The organism is Flavobacterium jumunjinense, from assembly GCF_021650975.2.
Taxonomy (GTDB): domain Bacteria; phylum Bacteroidota; class Bacteroidia; order Flavobacteriales; family Flavobacteriaceae; genus Flavobacterium; species Flavobacterium jumunjinense.
The window spans coordinates 1,322,311-1,341,263 of sequence record NZ_CP091285.1; the positions used below are offsets into that span (position 1 = coordinate 1,322,311).

6 protein-coding genes are annotated in these 18,953 nt (G+C 32.6%); all 6 read right to left on the minus strand.

Translation table 11 applies throughout. The features are described from left to right. Positions 1 to 3: 3 nt before the first annotated feature. Positions 4 to 984 carry a DUF4837 family protein gene (locus L2Z92_RS06045; protein ID WP_236457938.1) on the minus strand — a complete coding sequence of 327 codons (981 nt, stop codon included), beginning with the start codon at positions 982 to 984 and terminating at the stop codon, positions 4 to 6. Between the two features lie 13 nt (positions 985 to 997). Beyond that, on the minus strand, positions 998 to 2,500 hold the full coding sequence (locus tag L2Z92_RS06050; RefSeq protein ID WP_236457939.1) for a lytic transglycosylase domain-containing protein: 1,503 nt from the start codon (positions 2,498 to 2,500) through the stop codon (positions 998 to 1,000). A gap of 39 nt (positions 2,501 to 2,539) precedes the next feature. Continuing rightward, entirely contained in the window at positions 2,540 to 3,730 is a 1,191-nt protein-coding gene (locus L2Z92_RS06055) for a phosphoglycerate kinase (RefSeq protein WP_236457940.1), read from the minus strand. Positions 3,731 to 3,823: 93 nt separating this feature from the next. After that, complete coding sequence (locus L2Z92_RS06060; RefSeq protein ID WP_236457941.1) at positions 3,824 to 4,777, minus strand: PorP/SprF family type IX secretion system membrane protein; 954 nt, start codon at positions 4,775 to 4,777, stop codon at positions 3,824 to 3,826. A gap of 62 nt (positions 4,778 to 4,839) precedes the next feature. Continuing rightward, complete coding sequence (locus tag L2Z92_RS06065; RefSeq protein WP_236457942.1) at positions 4,840 to 15,396, minus strand: T9SS type B sorting domain-containing protein; 10,557 nt, start codon at positions 15,394 to 15,396, stop codon at positions 4,840 to 4,842. A 62-nt stretch (positions 15,397 to 15,458) separates the two neighbouring features. Further along, positions 15,459 to 18,947: a PorP/SprF family type IX secretion system membrane protein gene (locus L2Z92_RS21560; RefSeq protein ID WP_236457943.1), complete on the minus strand. Its 3,489-nt coding sequence runs from the start codon at positions 18,945 to 18,947 to the stop codon at positions 15,459 to 15,461. Positions 18,948 to 18,953 lie beyond the last annotated feature (6 nt).

Genomic DNA, 18,953 nt, shown 5'->3' on the forward strand with positions numbered 1-18,953 from the left:
AAATTACTTAATAAATTTTACCGATTTAATAATAGCTTCTAATTCAAAAACTAAATCTCTTTTAACTTTTGATGGATTAAATGTAAAGCCTTCTAAAATTAAATAACGGTTGTTCTTTTCATCTTTAATAGCATAATTAATAAATGGTCCTGCCATGAAATCATTTTTTAAATACCAATTCCCTTTTGTTTCGAAAGTTTTTCTGCCAGCAACTTTTATATCAAAGAAATAAGGTGAATAGGCTTCTTCTGTAACCATCCATGTATCTTTTAATGTTCCATGAATAAATTGTTTACCAATTGAATCTCTCATTTTCACAACATTATTCACAACATTCGAATCGTTTTCAATAGTGTTAATTGGCACTTCATAAATAAGAATACTATTATATCCCGTTGTAAATTCTTTTCTAATCCACAAAAACTTATCATGAACCATATCGTATTTATAACCATGACCAATAGTTAAACCAATACCGAATCTATCTTTAATTTTTTTATCATCTACAGCTGCTTTCTTCAATCGAACTTGATTTTCTTCAATTTCAGAATCTTTAATAGACTTAATAATTTCGTTCGCTCTTTTTTCTAAGCCCGCTAAAATTTCTTCTTGATTCTTTCCTACTATATAAAATACACTTTGAGGTTTTGCAAACTCATTTTTTTTATAACTATAACCCGATTTATCCGATTTTTGAACAATTACAATATTTCTGCTTTTTCTAACAATACCGTCAAAAATTTTAGTAGGATATTGATTAAGGTTAAACATCGGCTCTTCGTTTAAAAGTCCATCTACTGGAGCAGCGAATTTTTTTCGAATTGAGTCACCAATTTCTCCATTCCATAAATTCTCATCAATAATAATAGAAACATTATTAATCATGCCATTAGACTCTGTAAGAACAGCATTTTTATCTCCTTCATTTTGTTTACAAGAGAAAAGGAGAAACAAACTAAAAAAAGTTATAAGTATTTTTTTCATAAAAGTAATTTTTTTATCCATTTATGTTAAGTATCATTCCTGGTTTAATATTGTTACCTCTAATATCGTTCCACTTTTTAATATCATCAGCAGAAATTCCAGGAAACTTCTTTGCAATTAAATACAAAGAGTCACCTTTTTTAACTCTATATGATTGACTATTAGTGCTTTTACTAGATTTTTTACTGTTTGTAGATGACACTTTTACGTTAGAATAAATTTTTAATTTTTTTCCAGCAATTATATTATTTCCTCTAATTCTATTCCATTTTCTCAAATTAGAGACAGATACACCATATTTTTGAGCAATTAATCCTAAACTTTCACCACTTCTAATCTTATGATATCTTAGATTGGTAGCATATGAACTTTCATTATCGGTATTTTCTGGTATAAATGTTTTTTCTCTTTTAGTATCCAAATGATCAATATAAGCATATATTTTATCTTCATTAGAAACGAAAGATCCAATTTTAGATTTAGGTAATCTTAAATAGTGAGCTTTATCTGATTGAAAAGGAATAACACTTAATTTATAAATTGGATTTAAAAACTCTATTTCATCTAATGAAACATCTAATAGATCAGAAATATCTTGAAAAGTCATTCTTCGTTTTATAACAATAGTATCTGTTTCAAAATAAGTTAAATTTGCTTTTCTAGGTTCAAATTTATGTTCCTTTTGAAATTCATACATGTACATCGTTGCAAAGAAAGCAGGAACATAGTTAGCTGTTTCCCTTGGTAAATTCTTTCGAATGTTCCAATAATTTTGACTACCACCAGAACGTCGTATTGCTTTAGATACATTTCCTGGCCCAGCATTATATGAAGCTAGAACCATACTCCAATCTCCAAATATTTTATATAAACTTGATAAATACTGACAAGCTGCTTCTGTTGCTTTCAAAGGATCGTAACGCTCGTCAACATAAGAATTCACCTCTAAGTTAAATTGCTTTCCTGTAGGATACATAAATTGCCATAAACCAGTTGCTCCTACTCTAGATCTAGCTTTAGGGTTTAAAGCAGATTCTACAATTGCTAAATATTTAATCTCTAAGGGAACGTCATATTTTGAAAGATGTTCCTCAAACATTGGGAAATAATATTCAGAAATTGCCATTAATCTTTCAAAAGATGTCTTTCTTCTATTCAAATAAGATTTAATAACATTTTCTAGAATAGGATTATATTCAATGTGAAATGGAGTTTTACTATCAAGAATTTTTAATCTTTCTTTCAATAAATCTGTTGACAATTCGTAAGAAACTAATGAATCAGCTTCAATCTCATTAATATCTTCATAAATTTCTTCAAATATATCTTCATTTGTAAGTTCTGCCAACCAGCGTTCATCAATACAATTACTAGTATTGTGATCTGTAAATGTTGCTTTAATAGAATCTAAAAAAGAAATATTTTTCGTTATTTCAGATTCATTACTTACTGACTCCTTCTGAGCAAATAAACATGAAAAAGAAAAAAAAGCAATTATTATCTTTATTTTGTGCATTATAATCTTTCTTGGTTAATAAACTAAAATCACTATTATTTAATCGTTCAAAATAGCCTCAATTCCGGGTAAAACTCTACCTTCAAGCATTTCTAACATTGCTCCGCCACCTGTAGAAACATAACTCATTTTTTCTTCAAGTCCGAATTGTTTAACTGCTGCAACACTATCACCACCTCCAACTAAAGAAAAAGCTCCATTGGAAGTCGCTTTAGCAATTGATTCTCCAAGACTAATTGTTCCTTTAGCAAAATTTTCCATTTCGAAAACTCCTAAAGGACCATTCCATAAAATTGTTTTAGAGTTATTCAATAATGTATCGAAAATGACTAATGATTTTGGTCCAGCATCTAAACCCTGCCAACCATCTGGTATTAAATTAACATCAAATACTTCTGTTTTAGCTTCATTTGAAAAGGAATCTGCACCAATAACATCGACAGGTAAATGAATTTGAACACCTTTATCTTTCGCTTTTTTCAAAATTTCAATTGCTAATTCCAACTTATCATCTTCGCAAATAGAATTACCAATCTTCCCTCCTAATGCTTTAACAAATGTGAAAGCCATTCCTCCTCCGATAATCAAATGATTAACTTTATCTAAAATATTCTCAATCACTGTAATTTTTGAAGAAACTTTGCTTCCGCCAAGAATAGCAGTTACAGGTTTTTCAGGATTAGAAAGAACTTTGTTAATACTCTCAATTTCTTTTGCTAATAAAATTCCAAAACATTTATTATTAGGAAAAAATTGTGCAATTATTGTAGTTGAAGCATGTGCTCTATGAGCAGTTCCAAAAGCATCATTTACATAGATATCACCAAAGTTAGCTAACTTCTTTGCAAATTCTAAATCGCCTTTTTCTTCTTCTGAATGAAAACGTAGATTTTCTAACAATAAAATTTCACCAACTTCTAGCTTATTCACTTCACCTTGGGCATCTTCACCAATACAATCCGAAACGAATTTAACTGGCTTATTATAAGCCTTTTCAATAGTCTTCAGAATATGTCTTAAAGAATATTTTTCTTCAATTCCTTTTGGACGTCCTAAATGACTCATTAAAACAACGCTACCTCCATCTTTTAAAATTTTATCAATGGTAGGTTTTGCAGCATCAATTCTAGTAGTATCTGTAACATTAAAATTTTCATCTAATGGTACGTTAAAATCTACTCTTACTATTGCTTTTTTATTATTAAAATTAAAATCATTTAATGTTTTCATCAAGACAATGTTGTTTTTAATTATTAAAGTTTACCCTGACTAGCGCATTAACCAGTAAAAGTAAACTTTAATTGAATTTATAATATATGTTATTTAGTAAACTATTCTATTTTGTGTACAAGGACAATTACTTAAACTTTGTAAAAAGTCAAAACCTAAAGTAATCATATGTGTACCTGAATTATAACCTAAAAGTTCATTAGTATTAATCTGATAAGAATATCCGAAATAGAAATCATTCTTTCTTAAACCAACCATTGGTCCAACCGTAACAGGCGTCATAGATTGCTCATTTAAGAAACGAGCAGTAACTCCAATCCAATAATAATCTTCAAAAATATGTTTCTTTAATTTCAGGTTTAAATCAGTTGTAGAACGACCATCACTTTGAAAATACTGAAACAAAGCAGACGGTTCAATTTCAAATGTAGAACCATTACCTCTCAATTTACCACCAACATATACTTGATGATTTAATAATAAATCGGGTTCAATAAAATTTACTTCTTTAATGTTTTTATCTAGAATATTAGAAGCATTATAACTCAAATAAAAATCTTTATTTCTATACAAAAAACCAATATCAAAATTATAATTTTGAGTAGCTCTATTATTTACTACAGATTGATCATTTTGACTTGTGAAATTCTCAATATCCAGTCTAAAGTGATTCAAATTAAAAGATAAACCTAGCGATAAATATTGTTCTGAATCATAATCTAGAATAAGGTGTTGTGCAAAAGAAAATTTAGCACCATATTGACGAGTATTTCCATTCTTATCATTATAAAAATAAGCACCAACACCAGATCTATCTGCAATTCTAAAATCTAAAGCAAGAGATTGGTTAATTGGAGAATCCTTAATTCCAACCCATTGTGTTAATCCATTTAAACGAATTCTAGCGTTATCACCAATACCAGCAAAAGTTGGAGACATAGAAAATGGATTATCAGCTAAGTACTGCGTCTGCTGAGGTATTGTTAGCTCTTGAGCTCGCAATTGACTCAAACAACAGAGTGTTAAAAATAATGCTAACTTTTTCATTTTATTTTTTTTTATTGTTTAATACTAAGCCTACAAAAGCAGGCTTAGTATATTTTATAATTTTATCTATATAATGTGACATTACCAATAAATTCTCTATCATCTTCATCTCCATTCAATTTCAATACATACCAATAATCTCCAGAAGGTAATTCATTCCCTTTATAAGTACCATCCCAAGTATCACCTGGTCTTAAAGTCTTAATTTTTCTACTATATCTATCAAAGATATAGGTTACAGCTTTAGGGAAATTATCTAGATATTGAGGGCTCCAACCGTCATTAGTACCATCTCCATCAGGTGTAAAGAAATTATCAATTTCAATGTCATAGAATGTCATTGGTATTGATTTTGTATCTGTACAGCCAAGAGCATCAGTTACAGTTACAGTATACACATCAGTTTGATTCACTAAATAACTAGTATTTGTACCTGTATAAAGTAGTGTACCTGCACTATTCCAGATTTGATATTCATAAACCGGTTGACCTCCCGTTGTAGACATCGTAAAGGTATTTAACGTTCCAGGACCATTTAATGTTAATACTAAAGGATTCGCTAAATTAACTGTAAAATTAACTTGCACTTGACATCCAGTAATGTTATCTGTTATAACAACATTATGATTACCATTTCCTACACTTGTAAAGATATTATCTCCGTTTTGAATCAAAGTACCATTATCTAAATCAAAAGTCAAATCAGCTAAATTAATCAAAGTATCATCATACGTAACAGTTACATTAGCATTAGGCAAGTCATTTAAACATGTATCATCTATGAAGGTATTACCTTGAATATCTAATCCTGGGTTAATTGTAAAGTTAAAATCAAATCTACAATTATTGTCGTCTGTAATATACATTGGATAATTACCAGGAGCTAAACTTCCAAAACTAGGAACATTAGTACTGTTAAACAATCCACTAACAGAATTAATAACCGCACCATTAAAGTGTAGGTTATATCCTTCTGATGTAGTAACAGAACCTCCTAATTGAGTTCCTCCTTCTATTTGAAATTCTGCAGAACCACCTTCATTAATACAAACTTCATCAACAATATTATAAACAATGAATCCAAATGAATCAATTGGATCAATTGTAATTACAGCCGTTTGTTTAAAACAACCATTACTATCTATAATTTTAATAGTATAATTACCAGGACCTAAATTGGTAAACACACCCGAATTTACTGTTTCAAAAGGGTTTGATGAAATCGAATACTGATATGGAGGAGATCCACCACTCGGTGTCACAATAATAGAACCATCAACAGCTTCGTCTGGACAAGAGATTTGACTTACTTGAGTTGTAAATGTTATCTCAATTGGAGCTACTATATCAAAGCTATTAGAAACCTCAGAACAATCACCGCTTGTTACACTTACACTATAATTAACTCCTGAAGGAACGTTAGTATAGGTAACCTGATTTCCAGTTACTGTAGTCAAAACACCCGCAGTTGCAGGGTTTAATGTAAATACATAATTACCAACACCTCCTGTAGCTGTTGCAACAATTTTTCCAAAATCAGATGCTGGTGTGTTTGTACATAAAATAACCGCTTCGCTTAAATCTAAATCAATAAGTACTTCGTCTAAAGGAGTTACAACAACAGCGTTAGAAACTTCAATAATACAGTTATTAGCATCAACAACATAGTATTGATAGCTTGTTGGTGTTGTAACAAAAGGAACTGTAATAGTAACATTACCACCAGTTAAAGGAGTAGTAAATGGCCCTGCAGGGTTAGTACTATATCTATATGGAGCCGTTCCCCCTGAAGCACTAAGCTCTAACTGCGCACTATTAACACACGATTGTTGAGTTACAGTAGATAAACTAGCAATAACATTTTCAGTTGGTTGATTTATTGTAACACTAGTTGTTGTAAATGTACAATTAAATGAATCCGTAACTGTTACAGTATAGTTACCTGCACCGACATTATTGAATATATTACTTGTTTGTGGACCAGATGTTTGTCCACCAATAGTATTAGTTAAAATATATAAATACCCACTACCAAAACCACCAGTTGTGCCATTAACAGTTATTGTTGCATTTGTATCACCGATACACGCTAACATTGTCGTTGAAGCACTTATCGTAGCATCGATTGGAGTTGGAGCATTTAGCGTTACATCTGTAGTAACAATACATCCAATATTATCTCTTACATTAACAGTATAAGTACCTGGAATAAGTCCTGTAAAAGTAGCCTGAGAAGACCAATCTACAAGTATTGTACCTTGTACTAATTGGTATTGATAAGGTGCCCCCCAACCATGACTTCCAACAGCAGAGATAGTTCCATCAGCTGCAGGTACACATGAAATAGGTGTACTACTTGTTGCTAAGGCTAAAGCTGTAATTGGTTGTGTGATTGTAAAGTTTGTAGTCGCAGGACAAAATGGACTACCATCAAGGGTAGTTTGCAGTTGATACGTTCCAGCAGGTAAATTAGGAACTGTAAAAGGGCCTGCGTTTGGACTTGATCCAGAACTTACAACAGCTAAAGTTACAGTATTTGTAATTACATAACTAAATGGTCCTGCATCATTTGTTGGTGTTAAATTTTGATCTACGAAAGTAAAACTTACACTTCCATCATTTCCACCAAAACATGTCACGTTATTATTAACTGTTGCATTTACAACAAAAGTGTTAGGACTAAATACATAATGTATTGTTTGTACACTACATCCTGTTGTTGCATTCTCGACAGTAATTTGATAATTACCAACAATTAATCCAGAAAAATTAGGGTTATTTGTTTGTGTAACATTATAAGTATTACCAGTATTTAAAGCAACTACTGAATAATTTAATGTAGTTGGAGTTCCACCAGTTGTTGCAATATTTATAGTTATATCCTCAGTATTCGTACAAGTAATTGGATTTGTAACTGTTACTGTTGGATTAGATATTCTGATAAACGGATTAATTGTTGCTGTTGTTGTTGCAAAACATCCATTATCATCATATACATTAATTGTATATGTTCCACCAAGTACGTTTGCTTCCACATAAGTATTACTAGTACCCCACTGAAGAATAGTATTTGATGCATCTAAAAATTCATAGTTTGTATATGTTCCAGAACCTCCAGTTACACCATTTACAACTATGGTTGCATTGTTTACAGAGTTTGAACCTGTATTACAAGCAAATTCTGTAACAACAGGTGCTGGAATGATAATTGGAGTTGCTTCCCCAACAATAACCGTTTGTGTAGTAACACAATTTCTTCCAGAAGTAACTTCAACGTCATAACTTCCTGCAGTTAATCCTGTAAATACATTTGAAGATTGTTGTACAAATGTTACTGGACCAGAAGTTATAGCATACATGTAAACAGGATCAGTATTAGTACCTGTTAAGTTTACTGTAATTGTACCATCTGAACCTAAATTACAAGTCGCACCAGTAACAGTAGTGTTAAATGTTGGAGCCGTAGGCTGTACTAACGTAATAGAGCTGTTAATGGAACAATTTGTTACGTTATCAGTAATTGTTACAGTGTAAAATCCAGCTGCAACATTTGAAAACACATTATTAGTTAGGGTAATACCAGTATTTGGACTAATTGTATATGTATAATTAGTTGAACCAGAACCACCAGAAGCGTTCACTGTTATTACTCCATCTGTAGCACCACAGTCTAATGTTGCTGCTAATGAAGATAAAAGTGTATTGTTTAATGGAGGTAATATTGTAATTGTTTCTGTTTCTGTACAACCATTAACATCTCTTACTATAACAGTATGCGTTCCAGCATTTAAATTTGTTAATTGGAATGAAAAAGCTACATCCTCAGTATATGTCGTAAATGCAGATCCATCAACACTATAAGTGAAAGGAGCAATTCCAACTGTATTATCTCTAGTTACTGTCACCGTATAATTTCCATCAGTAGTATTACATAATGTAGCTGCATCTAAAGTTAAAGAAATATTAGGAGTACTATCCGTTGGTACGAAAATTGATGTTGCCGATTGGATACAACCATTAGCATCCATAATGTATACATCATAACTACCTCCTTCAACATTAAATACATTAGAAGCTTGACCCGCCCAAGTAGCTTGAGTAGGAGCAGGAGATCCTGCTGTAACTATTTGATAAGAGTAAGCTGGTGTACCATTTAAACCCGTTACAGAAATCTGACCCGCATTAACATTACAGTTATCATTTTTGATCACTGTTGCTGTTAAAGATAATAATACTGGTGATTCAGAAATTGTAAAAGCAGTTGACGTTTGTGAACATCCCGCATTAGGACCGCCAACTTCTGTAAATAAAATATAATAGCTACCAGTTGGCAGTGTTCCAAAATTAGAAACAGTTGCTGGCGCTGGTCCTACAACATTACCAACTGAACTTACTGGCATATTATTTAAATTTTCAAATATTTGATACGAAACTCCTGTTCCTGTAAAATTATCAACCGTAAAACTTATACTACCATCATTTGCACCTGTACATGTAACATTATGAGGTGTTATTACAGATGTAATTGTTGAAGGTGTAGGAATTGGGCCAGGTGCTGTTTCAAAATAATAACAATTTGTTGTTTCATCAAATACAATAATTGTATAAGTAACTCCAGGTGTTAAACCTGTAAAAGTTGAACATAATCCAGTTGGATCACTAATATCAGCATCTTGATAACCTGGCCATGCAGGGTAAGTAGGATAGGGTGGGGTTGCTGGTGATAAATCTTGATAAAGTGCAAAATGATAAGGTCCTCCTCCAACAAATGTATTAACACATGCGGTTAAAGTACCTCCAGCAGTACAATCTGTTGTTGCAGCTGATATATCAATATTTAAACTATTAGGAGGAGATGCAATAGATATGTTATTACTAACTAAAGTACAACCATTTGCATCTACAACTGAAACAGTATAAATTCCAAAATTTAAAATAGTGAAAGAATGATCTTCAGATCCAATTGTATTATATGAAATAGGGAATCCAGCACTATTTAAACTATTTGTAACAGTATATGTATATGGTGCAGTCCCTCCAGTTACATTAGTAACATCAATAGCACCTGGATCTGTACCACTTGCTCCACATTGTATATCGGTTTTAATTATAGTGAAATTAACAGGATCAGGTTGAAGTAATGTAATGTTAGAAGTTGCAATACAAGAATTTGCATCAGTAACTGTAACAGTATAAATACCCGCAGTTAATCCAGAGGTTTGAGTACCGTAATTATTACCTGTAGTAGTATTAACTATGTTTATAACATAAGGTCCTTGTCCACCTGAAGGTGTAACTGATATTGCAGCATTACTATCACCATTACAACGATTAAATGCTGTTTGTACTAAAACCGGAGGATTTAGTACAGGTAATGGGTTAACAGTTACAAGATTAGTAACTACAGTACAACCAATAGCATCAGTAATTGTAAATCTATACGTTCCTGCTGTTGAAGCTATGTGTGTAAAAGTAGTACCCGTAACATTCGCTGATGCAGATAAAGTACCCGCATTAAATGAAACTTGATAAGTATAAGGAGCGTTACCACCATTAATAGTAACAGCAATCTCAGCATCTGGAGAAGCCGTACAATCTAAGCCTTTAATTAATACTGCACTTGCTGTTAATTGAGGAGCAATTGTTACAGCTGGCATTGTAAAAGTACAATTGTATGAGTCCCTTACTATTATAGTATATGTGTTAGAAGTTAAACCTGCAAATGTGTTACTATTTCCAAATGCTCCATTGTTTATACTATATTGATATGGAGGAACACCTCCACTAGCAGTAACAACAATAGTTGCCGCATTCGTTCCGTCATAACATAAATCTGAAGTAGTACTAACTACAGCAGTAGGAGGAGTTGGAGTTGGAATGTTTATTGCTACATTAATTGGGTCAATACAACCTGAAGCGTCTCTCACACGAACTATATAGTCTCCTGGAGTTAAATTTGCAAATACATTATTAACTTGATAAGATACAAGTATATTGTTTGAATTATCTTCTAACTGATATTGATAATTTAGTGTGCCTCCAGTTGCTGAAGCAGTAATTACTCCACCACCTGAACAAGTTGCAGGACTCGTTAAAACAGCATTCGCAACTAAAGCATTAGGTTCTGAGATAACTTGAGTTATAGGAAAGGAACATGTAGTTCCATTTATATCATAAGCAATAACAAGATTATAAGAACCAGCTACTAAACCTGTAATAGTAAAAGGAGAAGTAGTAACTTGAGTAAATGGTGCACCACCTGTTAATGAATAATAATATCCAGTAGGAGCATAATTTTGAGCAGCGATAGTAATTTGTCCGTCAGTATTTCCATTACAAGTAGCATTAGTAGAACTTGTTACTTGTGCAGAAAATGCAGCATTACAATCAATATGAATTGGATAAATAACTTCTGTTATACACGAAACTGGCTCTTGAAAAACGTTTAAATCGTCAATTACAACGTCATTACCACTAGTTGCTGTATTGTTAGAACGAATAACAAAAGCTAAACTTGAATTAGCACCTGGATTAAGTGATAAAATATAGTTTTGCCAAGTTTCTGTTTTTGGTACATCTCCAGTATCCTGAGAAGCAATTACAGTTTCAGTTGCTAAACCTAAATCTCTTACTAATTGAATAGTAAGGTTAGGATTAAATTGTGTATTACCAATTACTAATAAGTTCATTGCCCAAATTGAAGCTTGAACTGGCTGGTTTGGTATTATATCGTTAATTTGTTTACTGTATAGAATTCCTCCAACTCCTGCAGTACCTCCAATGTTTACACATAAGAATCTACCATTAGGATTTGTACCGTTTGAAGTATGATCTCTTGCATCTACCCATGCACCAAATCTTGGATTAATTCTTCTTGTTACAGCATAGTCACCATCATTAATTTGAATACTACCATTACACTGTGTAGCCGCAACTTGTCTTTCAAAACAATATGCTGGATTGATACCTGGTGAAGTAGTATTACTACCTTCTCCAAAGTCTTCAAACAATAAATTGCTATAAGTAGGAACTGTTAACCTTTCAAATTGAACAGTAACATCATGATCTCCGCAAGGTACATTTGTAAATACATTATTATCAGGAGGATTATTTGGATTACCATCTAATAAATAAGTATAGCTAAAGTTACCACCATTATTATTAACTGTAACAGTAGTTGTTGCAGTACCGTCACAATTAAAATCTGGATCATCTACCGAAATTGTAGGATCAGTTGGAGCAGGGTCTATAGTTACAGTTGTACAAAATGTACAATCATTTGAGTCTCTTATACATACCGTATGTGTTCCAGGCATTAAATAAGCTTCGTTAGTGGCAACCCAAGTTGAACCACCATCAAAACTATATTCATAACTTGGTACACCACCTTGAGGATTTGTTATTCTAACTCTTCCTTCCCCACTAGGTCCACAACCAGCTAATTCAGAAACACCCGCAGAAGCAGTTAATGCAGCAGCTGGTTCAGATATAATTATTGTTTGAGCAGTAGTTAAACAAACTGCAGTTCCTAATGTGTATCTAACAATAGTTTCATAAGTACCTGCTGATAAGTTAGAAAAAATTGGATTTGTTCCAAAGTTTCCACCATTATCAATACTATACTCTAAAGTATAACCATTTGTATTTGTTACATTAAATTGAATTTCTCCAGTCGCTTCCCCATAACATAATATATTAGTCTGAGAAACTGTAAATATAGGAGCTGGTACAGTATCAATAGTTATACTTGTAGTTGCTGTACAGTTATTCGAATCTGTTACTGTTATTGTATATGTTCCAGCAGCTGTAATTGGAATATTTGGTGATAAATAAATATTACCCGGATCACTACTTATTTCGTATGCATATGTAGCAACTCCACCAATAATAGTCGGTGTTCCTCCCACTGGGTAAACCGTTATTTCACCATCTTCACATGTCAATGGAATCGTAACAGCCGCAGTAAGCGTTAATAATGGGGGATCTGAAACTGTTACTGTTTCAGTATAGGTACAACCGTCTGAAGTAGAAACATTAACAGTATAAGTTCCAGCATTTAAGTTTGGAAACGTATAGTCATTAGCGTTAATTGGTCCTACATTATTTATTAATGTAGTTCCTTGCAACAGTTCATAAGTATATTGCGGTTCAACATTATTTACTTGAACTCTAATACTTCCTTGATCACCGTTACATAATGCATCGTTCAAAATAACATCTACATTAAAATCTCTATCAAGAACTTGAATATTTGGTATATCGAAAACACAGTTTCCAACTCCACCAGCTATTTGTCTAATATATACAATATGAGAACCAGCTGTAACATTGTTGAAGAAATTTGACGCTTGCCAACTAGATGTATTATCTAAACTAAATTCATAACCACTTGGTACACCATTTACAGTGATAGTTCCTGGTGTTGTACATATTATATCTGTAGCAGTTACAGTAGGAGTGAACACATTTTTATACACATTAAAGTAATACGTTCTAAAACATCCGTTTTGAAAAACTATTCTTACTCTATATTCTCCTGCATTTGCAGCAGTATAATTTGGTCCTGTTCCTACTTGCGTCCAGTTAGCGTCTGGACAAGAAGTGTTAGGACAGTTTGGAATTGGTGTTGATGTACCACAACCAGTTGTTGAAGTCAATTGTTCCCAAACCAATGTTGCATTAAGAATATTTGTTTCTATTAATTGTGTGTCTGTAGCTCCACATAAATAAATTTTAGGTAAATCAGATCCATCAACTGGACACACATCTACTTGATCTGCATATGGAATAACTGGATTTGGTACAATACCTCCAAAATCAACCACATTAAAAGTTTCTGTAATTGATAAACAAGGAGCTGGTGCAGTATTTACAACACTATATGTTCCAGTTGCTGTTACAGTATAGGATTGATTGGTTGCACCAGAAATCAAATTTCCTGCTGTTGGTGGAGACCCACTATGCCATTGGTATGAAGTATATCCACTACCTGCAGTTAATGTTACATTATTACCACAAAGAACTTCTTCTCTTTGGAAAATACAGTCATCAATATCAGCAAGGAAATTTGTTGTTCCAGGTGATAAAATCAAACATGAATTTATTCCAGAAGCACTAGGTTGCTGGTTTTCTACAACATTCCCAGAATTCAAACTACTGTATGTTTTATAAGCCTGATTTGTAATTTCATTCGAACATGCATCTCTTAAATCATTACATGATTCGACAACTTTTACTTTAATTCTTATTTGATAATTAGCACCTCCTTGGGTTACTAGATTATTTGGAATATTAAAAGTTAATGTATTTGATGGTAACCCAGAAAAAGTATAAGTAACTCCAGGAGGTAAAACTAAATCTGCTGGTAAAAAAGTTACGTTTAAAGGTAATTGATCTGTTATCGTAAAATTAGTTGCACCATCATTTCCAATATTTTGAAAATCTAATTCATAGAATAACTCTTGCCCTAAAGCAATCGTTTGGTTTCCAACATCATTATTAGCTAAATCTCTAACTACTTTAATTAAGTTGATTTGTGGTTGAATAACTTCAATAGAAAAAGCATTTAAAAAATAGACATAAGCATCTCCAGAAGTTTGTAGTCGTACTGTTGCATTTGTTGCATTGTTAGCAATAACACCATTACCTAAATTAAGTATGCTTATAATTCCAGAATCGTAGCCTAATAAATTTGAACTATCAATATTCCTATCATCGAATGGTCCATTAATGTCATTAATAGTACTATTAAAAAAGTTATTTGCCGCTCTAGTAGGAGTTAGCATTGATGATCCATTAATACGTAATCTATCTCCATTATATTCATAATCTCCTTCTAAAGCAGCAAAAGCTAACTTTGCTCTTACTGGACCAACTGGAATAGAATTAAACCCAGTAATAGGAATATCTAATGCAGGATCTCCTGGTTGAATATTACTAAATCCATCAAAAAGTGTTATGTTTTTTGCAGTAGCCAATGGGTCTTCATACACCACAAATAATGACCAACCTCCACAAGTATTAGAACCTAATCCTGATTGAATGTTAGCTACACCATAAGTACCATTTGCATTTGGTAATCCTTGAAGCATTGTAGTAACATCAAAATATGACACATAACCTGGTCTATTGTTACCCGAAACTCCTACAGGGTTGGTATTATATAGAACCGTACCAGTAATATTATTATAACCGCCACCAGGCATTCTAAACTTTACCTTGTCTATATCATTTAAAGTAACTTGATTACCTACATTGGCAGTGTTAAAAACTCCAGCCCAATATAATACTGCATACTTTATTTGATAACATCCATTTGTTGTAGCAGGAATTGTCAAATCTGCAGTAGTAGAGTTGAATGTAGTAGCATCACTATCTACATCAATATACTGCATATTAAAATTGTTATTGGGTTCAGAACCATAGTAAGGTACATTTGGCCCATTTGATGTAGTACTTCTATTTAGTATGTTATTACCGATTAGAAGCATGTCCCCTTTCAAACTTTCATTGAACTTGGTGTTTGTAAAGGGTACATAATTTTGGGTGAATGAATTAATACTCACCATGCAAATGACGGCAAATATTAACTTTTTTAGATGAGTAATTTTGTATTCCATAGCTAACGTGATTTAAGACCTTTAAAAGTAATAAAAATTTATTAAAAAATTAACATTTTTATTTATTCAACTTTTACTACTGACATTCTTTTATTATATGTTTTAGTTCCTCTTGCTTGTAATCCTTTCATTGCAGCAGATAAATCTTCAAATTTATCAATATAAACATAGTATGTTGCGTCATAAATATTATAGAATAGTGTAACACTTGTTCCACCTCCTGCAACAACTTGACGAACAAAAGCATCTCTTTCTGATGTGTTTTTGAATTTACCTAACACTAAATAATAACCCGATTCTACTCCATTCAATTTCTTAATAATAGAAATATCATTCGAAACTGGTTCTTCTTGTTCTCCATTTTCTGTGTTGGTAGAATTTGAAGATTGACTTGTACTATTTTTAATAGCCTCTATCGATTTCTTGTCATCTTCTATTCTCTCTTGTTCATTACTATATTCTGCTCGTTTAATTCTTTTTAATCTTTCTTCTTCTTTATCTGCATTTACTTTTTTAATTCTTTCATCAGCAATTTTTTCAAATTGAATATACTGTTGTTTTTTATTTTTAAGATCGTTAATAACAGAATCATAATATTGGTTTAATTGTTTCGCTTCTTCGTCACTAACACCATTTTTCTTTAACTCTTCTAATCTTCTTCTGTTTGCGCTCTCAAAATCAATTATTAAATCATCAAATACTTTTTTATTTGCTGTGATTTCATTTTTAATTGCATTAAGTTGTGCATTTTGTTGTGATGTACTAACAAACTTTTGAGGTCCAGCTTTAAAATTAGGATCATTTTCTGAAATATATGCTTGCAAATCTAACTCTCTTACTTTAACAATCGAATCTAATCGTTTAATTAAGTTATCTGAATTTTTAGTTTTTTGTGCAATTTCTCTTTTATAATTATCCAATACTTTATTAGAAACATTGAATTTTGTTTCAATACTTGAAACTTTTTCTTCAATTGTCTGGTTTGGTTTAGCAGCTTCTCTTGCTAATCTATCCTTCTCAGCTTGTGCATCCGCAGCTTCTTTTGCTAATCTATCTCTCTCTGCTTTTGCTTTTAGAGCAGCCTCTCTAGCCAATCTATCCTTTTCAGCTTGTGCATCTGCTGCTTCTTTAGCCAATCTATCTTTCTCTGCTTGCGCTTTTAATGCAGCTTCTCTAGCCAATCTATCTTTCTCTGCTTGTGCTTCAGCTGCTTCTTTAGCCAATCTATCTTTCTCTGCTTGCGCTTTTAATGCAGCTTCTCTAGCCAATCTATCCTTCTCTGCTTGTGCTTCAGCTGCTTCTTTAGCCAATCTATCTTTCTCTGCTTGCGCTTTTAATGCAGCTTCTCTAGCCAATCTATCTTTCTCTGCTTGTGCTTCAGCTGCTTCTTTAGCCAATCTATCTTTCTCTGCTTGCGCTTTTAATGCAGCTTCTCTAGCCAATCTATCCTTCTCTGCTTGTGCTTCAGCTGCTTCTTTAGCCAATCTATCTTTCTCAGCTTGTGCTTTTTCTGCTGCTTCTTTAGCCAATCTATCTTTCTCAGCTTGTGCTCTTTCTGCTGCATCTTTTGCTAATCTGTCTTTCTCTGCTTGTGCTTTTTCTGCTGCTTCTTTTGCTAATCTGTCTTTCTCTGCTTGTGCTTTTTCTGCTGCTTCTTTTGCTAATCTGTCTTTCTCTGCTTGTGCTTTTTCTGCTGCTTCTTTAGCCAACCTATCTTTCTCTGCTTGTGCTTTTTCTGCTGCTTCTCTTGCTAATCTATCTTTCTCAGCTTGTGCTCTTTCTGCTGCTTCTTTTGCCAATCTATCTTTCTCAGCTTGTGCTCTTTCTGCTGCTTCTTTTGCTAATCTGTCTTTCTCAGCTTGTGAATTAGCAGCTTCAATTGCTAATCTATCCTTCTCTGCCTGAGCTTCTCTTGCTAATCTATCTTTCTCAGCTTGTGCTCTTTCTGCTGCTTCTCTTGCTAATCTATCTTTTTCAGCTTGTGCTTTTTCAGCGGCTTCTTTTGCTAATCTGTCTTTTTCAGCTTGTGCTTTTTCAGCAGCTTCTTTTGCTAATCTGTCTTTCTCAGCTTGTGAATTAGCAGCTTCAATTGCTAATCTATCCTTCTCTGCCTGAGCTTCTCTTGCTAATCTATCTTTCTCAGCTTGTGCTCTTTCTGCTGCTTCTCTTGCTAATCTATCTTTTTCAGCTTGTGCTTTTTCAGCGGCTTCTCTTGCTAATCTGTCTTTTTCAGCTTGTGCTTTTTCAGCAGCTTCTTTTGCTAATCTGTCTTTCTCAGCTTGTGAATTAGCAGCTTCAATTGCTAATCTATCTTTTTCAGCTTGTTCTTTTTCAGCAGCTTCTTTTGCTAATCTGTCTTTCTCAGCTTGATTATTCTCTTCAACCTCTACATTATTCTCTTTCTGAGCATTTGCTTTAGCATCAGCAGCTTCTTTAGCCGCATTGATTTTATCTTCTCTCGCTTGTTTCGCAGCTTCTCTTTGTATTCTTAATTCTTCTATTCTATCTTTTCTAGCTTGATCTTTATCGGCTTTATCTGCCTCAGATGAAGCCTTATCCGTTTTAGGAGTTTCTTTATTTGCTCTTTTTGCTGCAGTTTTTTCTCTTATTTTTTGAGCTCTATCTCTAAAATTATAAGAATCATCATAATCAGTAAAGCTATAGGAAAGGGAAAATTCATGGCTGGAACCAAAAAATAATGAATTACTAATTGCTAAATTATATGAATAACCAATAAAAAACTTTTTAGAAATTGCAGCCCCAATTCCTGCATTAACACCTTTAGAAGTATTATAACCTGCTTCTAACCAACCTAAATCTCTTTGATCAATTAATAAATTACCCGAGATTGCAGTACCATCTTTTCTATTTTCCAATTGAATCATTGTAGAAAAATTACTACCATCGAGTATATTATAGAAACTACTTATTTCTTTAGTGTACATTAAGTGACCAGAAAATGAACTTGAATTATTTTCTTGAACAGCTTCACTTGAACTTAAATTGTATGATATAATGTTGTTTGCAGCTATACCAATATCAAAATTATTTAACCTTAAATTTAAACCTGGCTTCACACTTATTAAAGAAGTTGCGCTTAATTCATTAAATAATGGTTCTGTAGTTTCTGTAATGGCTCTATTCTTATCTAAATTACTACTTGAAAAGTATACATTAACACCAAATGTTAGGTTTTTTTCATCCTCCATTGGTACATTCAATGAATAATTTAACAACCCTCCATTGTTTTTTAACAAACCTGTAGATTGTGAATATACACCAATACCAAATCTAGATTCATTACTTAATCTACCTTGATAATTTAAAAAGTACAATACTGGTGCGTCTTCAAACTTAACCCATTGTCTTTTATTAGCTAAATTTATAGAAGGTGCAACCTCTCTAGCATAGCTAAAAGCAGGGTTGATTAGAAATCTATTTAATTTAATCGAATTGTTTAATGAAACATCAAAAGAGGAGTATGCATTTTCCTGTGAAAATACTACAGTAGATAGCATACATAAAATTACCCCTAGGTATAAATTTTTCAATTGGTT

Coding starts and splice junctions, on each gene's coding strand:
- L2Z92_RS06065 (WP_236457942.1), bottom strand. CDS start 15,396: ATGGAATACAAAATTACTCATCTAAAAAAGTTAATATTTGCCGTCATT.
- L2Z92_RS06060 (WP_236457941.1), bottom strand. CDS start 4,777: ATGAAAAAGTTAGCATTATTTTTAACACTCTGTTGTTTGAGTCAATTG.
- L2Z92_RS06050 (WP_236457939.1), bottom strand. CDS start 2,500: ATGCACAAAATAAAGATAATAATTGCTTTTTTTTCTTTTTCATGTTTA.
- L2Z92_RS06045 (WP_236457938.1), bottom strand. CDS start 984: ATGAAAAAAATACTTATAACTTTTTTTAGTTTGTTTCTCCTTTTCTCT.
- L2Z92_RS06055 (WP_236457940.1), bottom strand. CDS start 3,730: ATGAAAACATTAAATGATTTTAATTTTAATAATAAAAAAGCAATAGTA.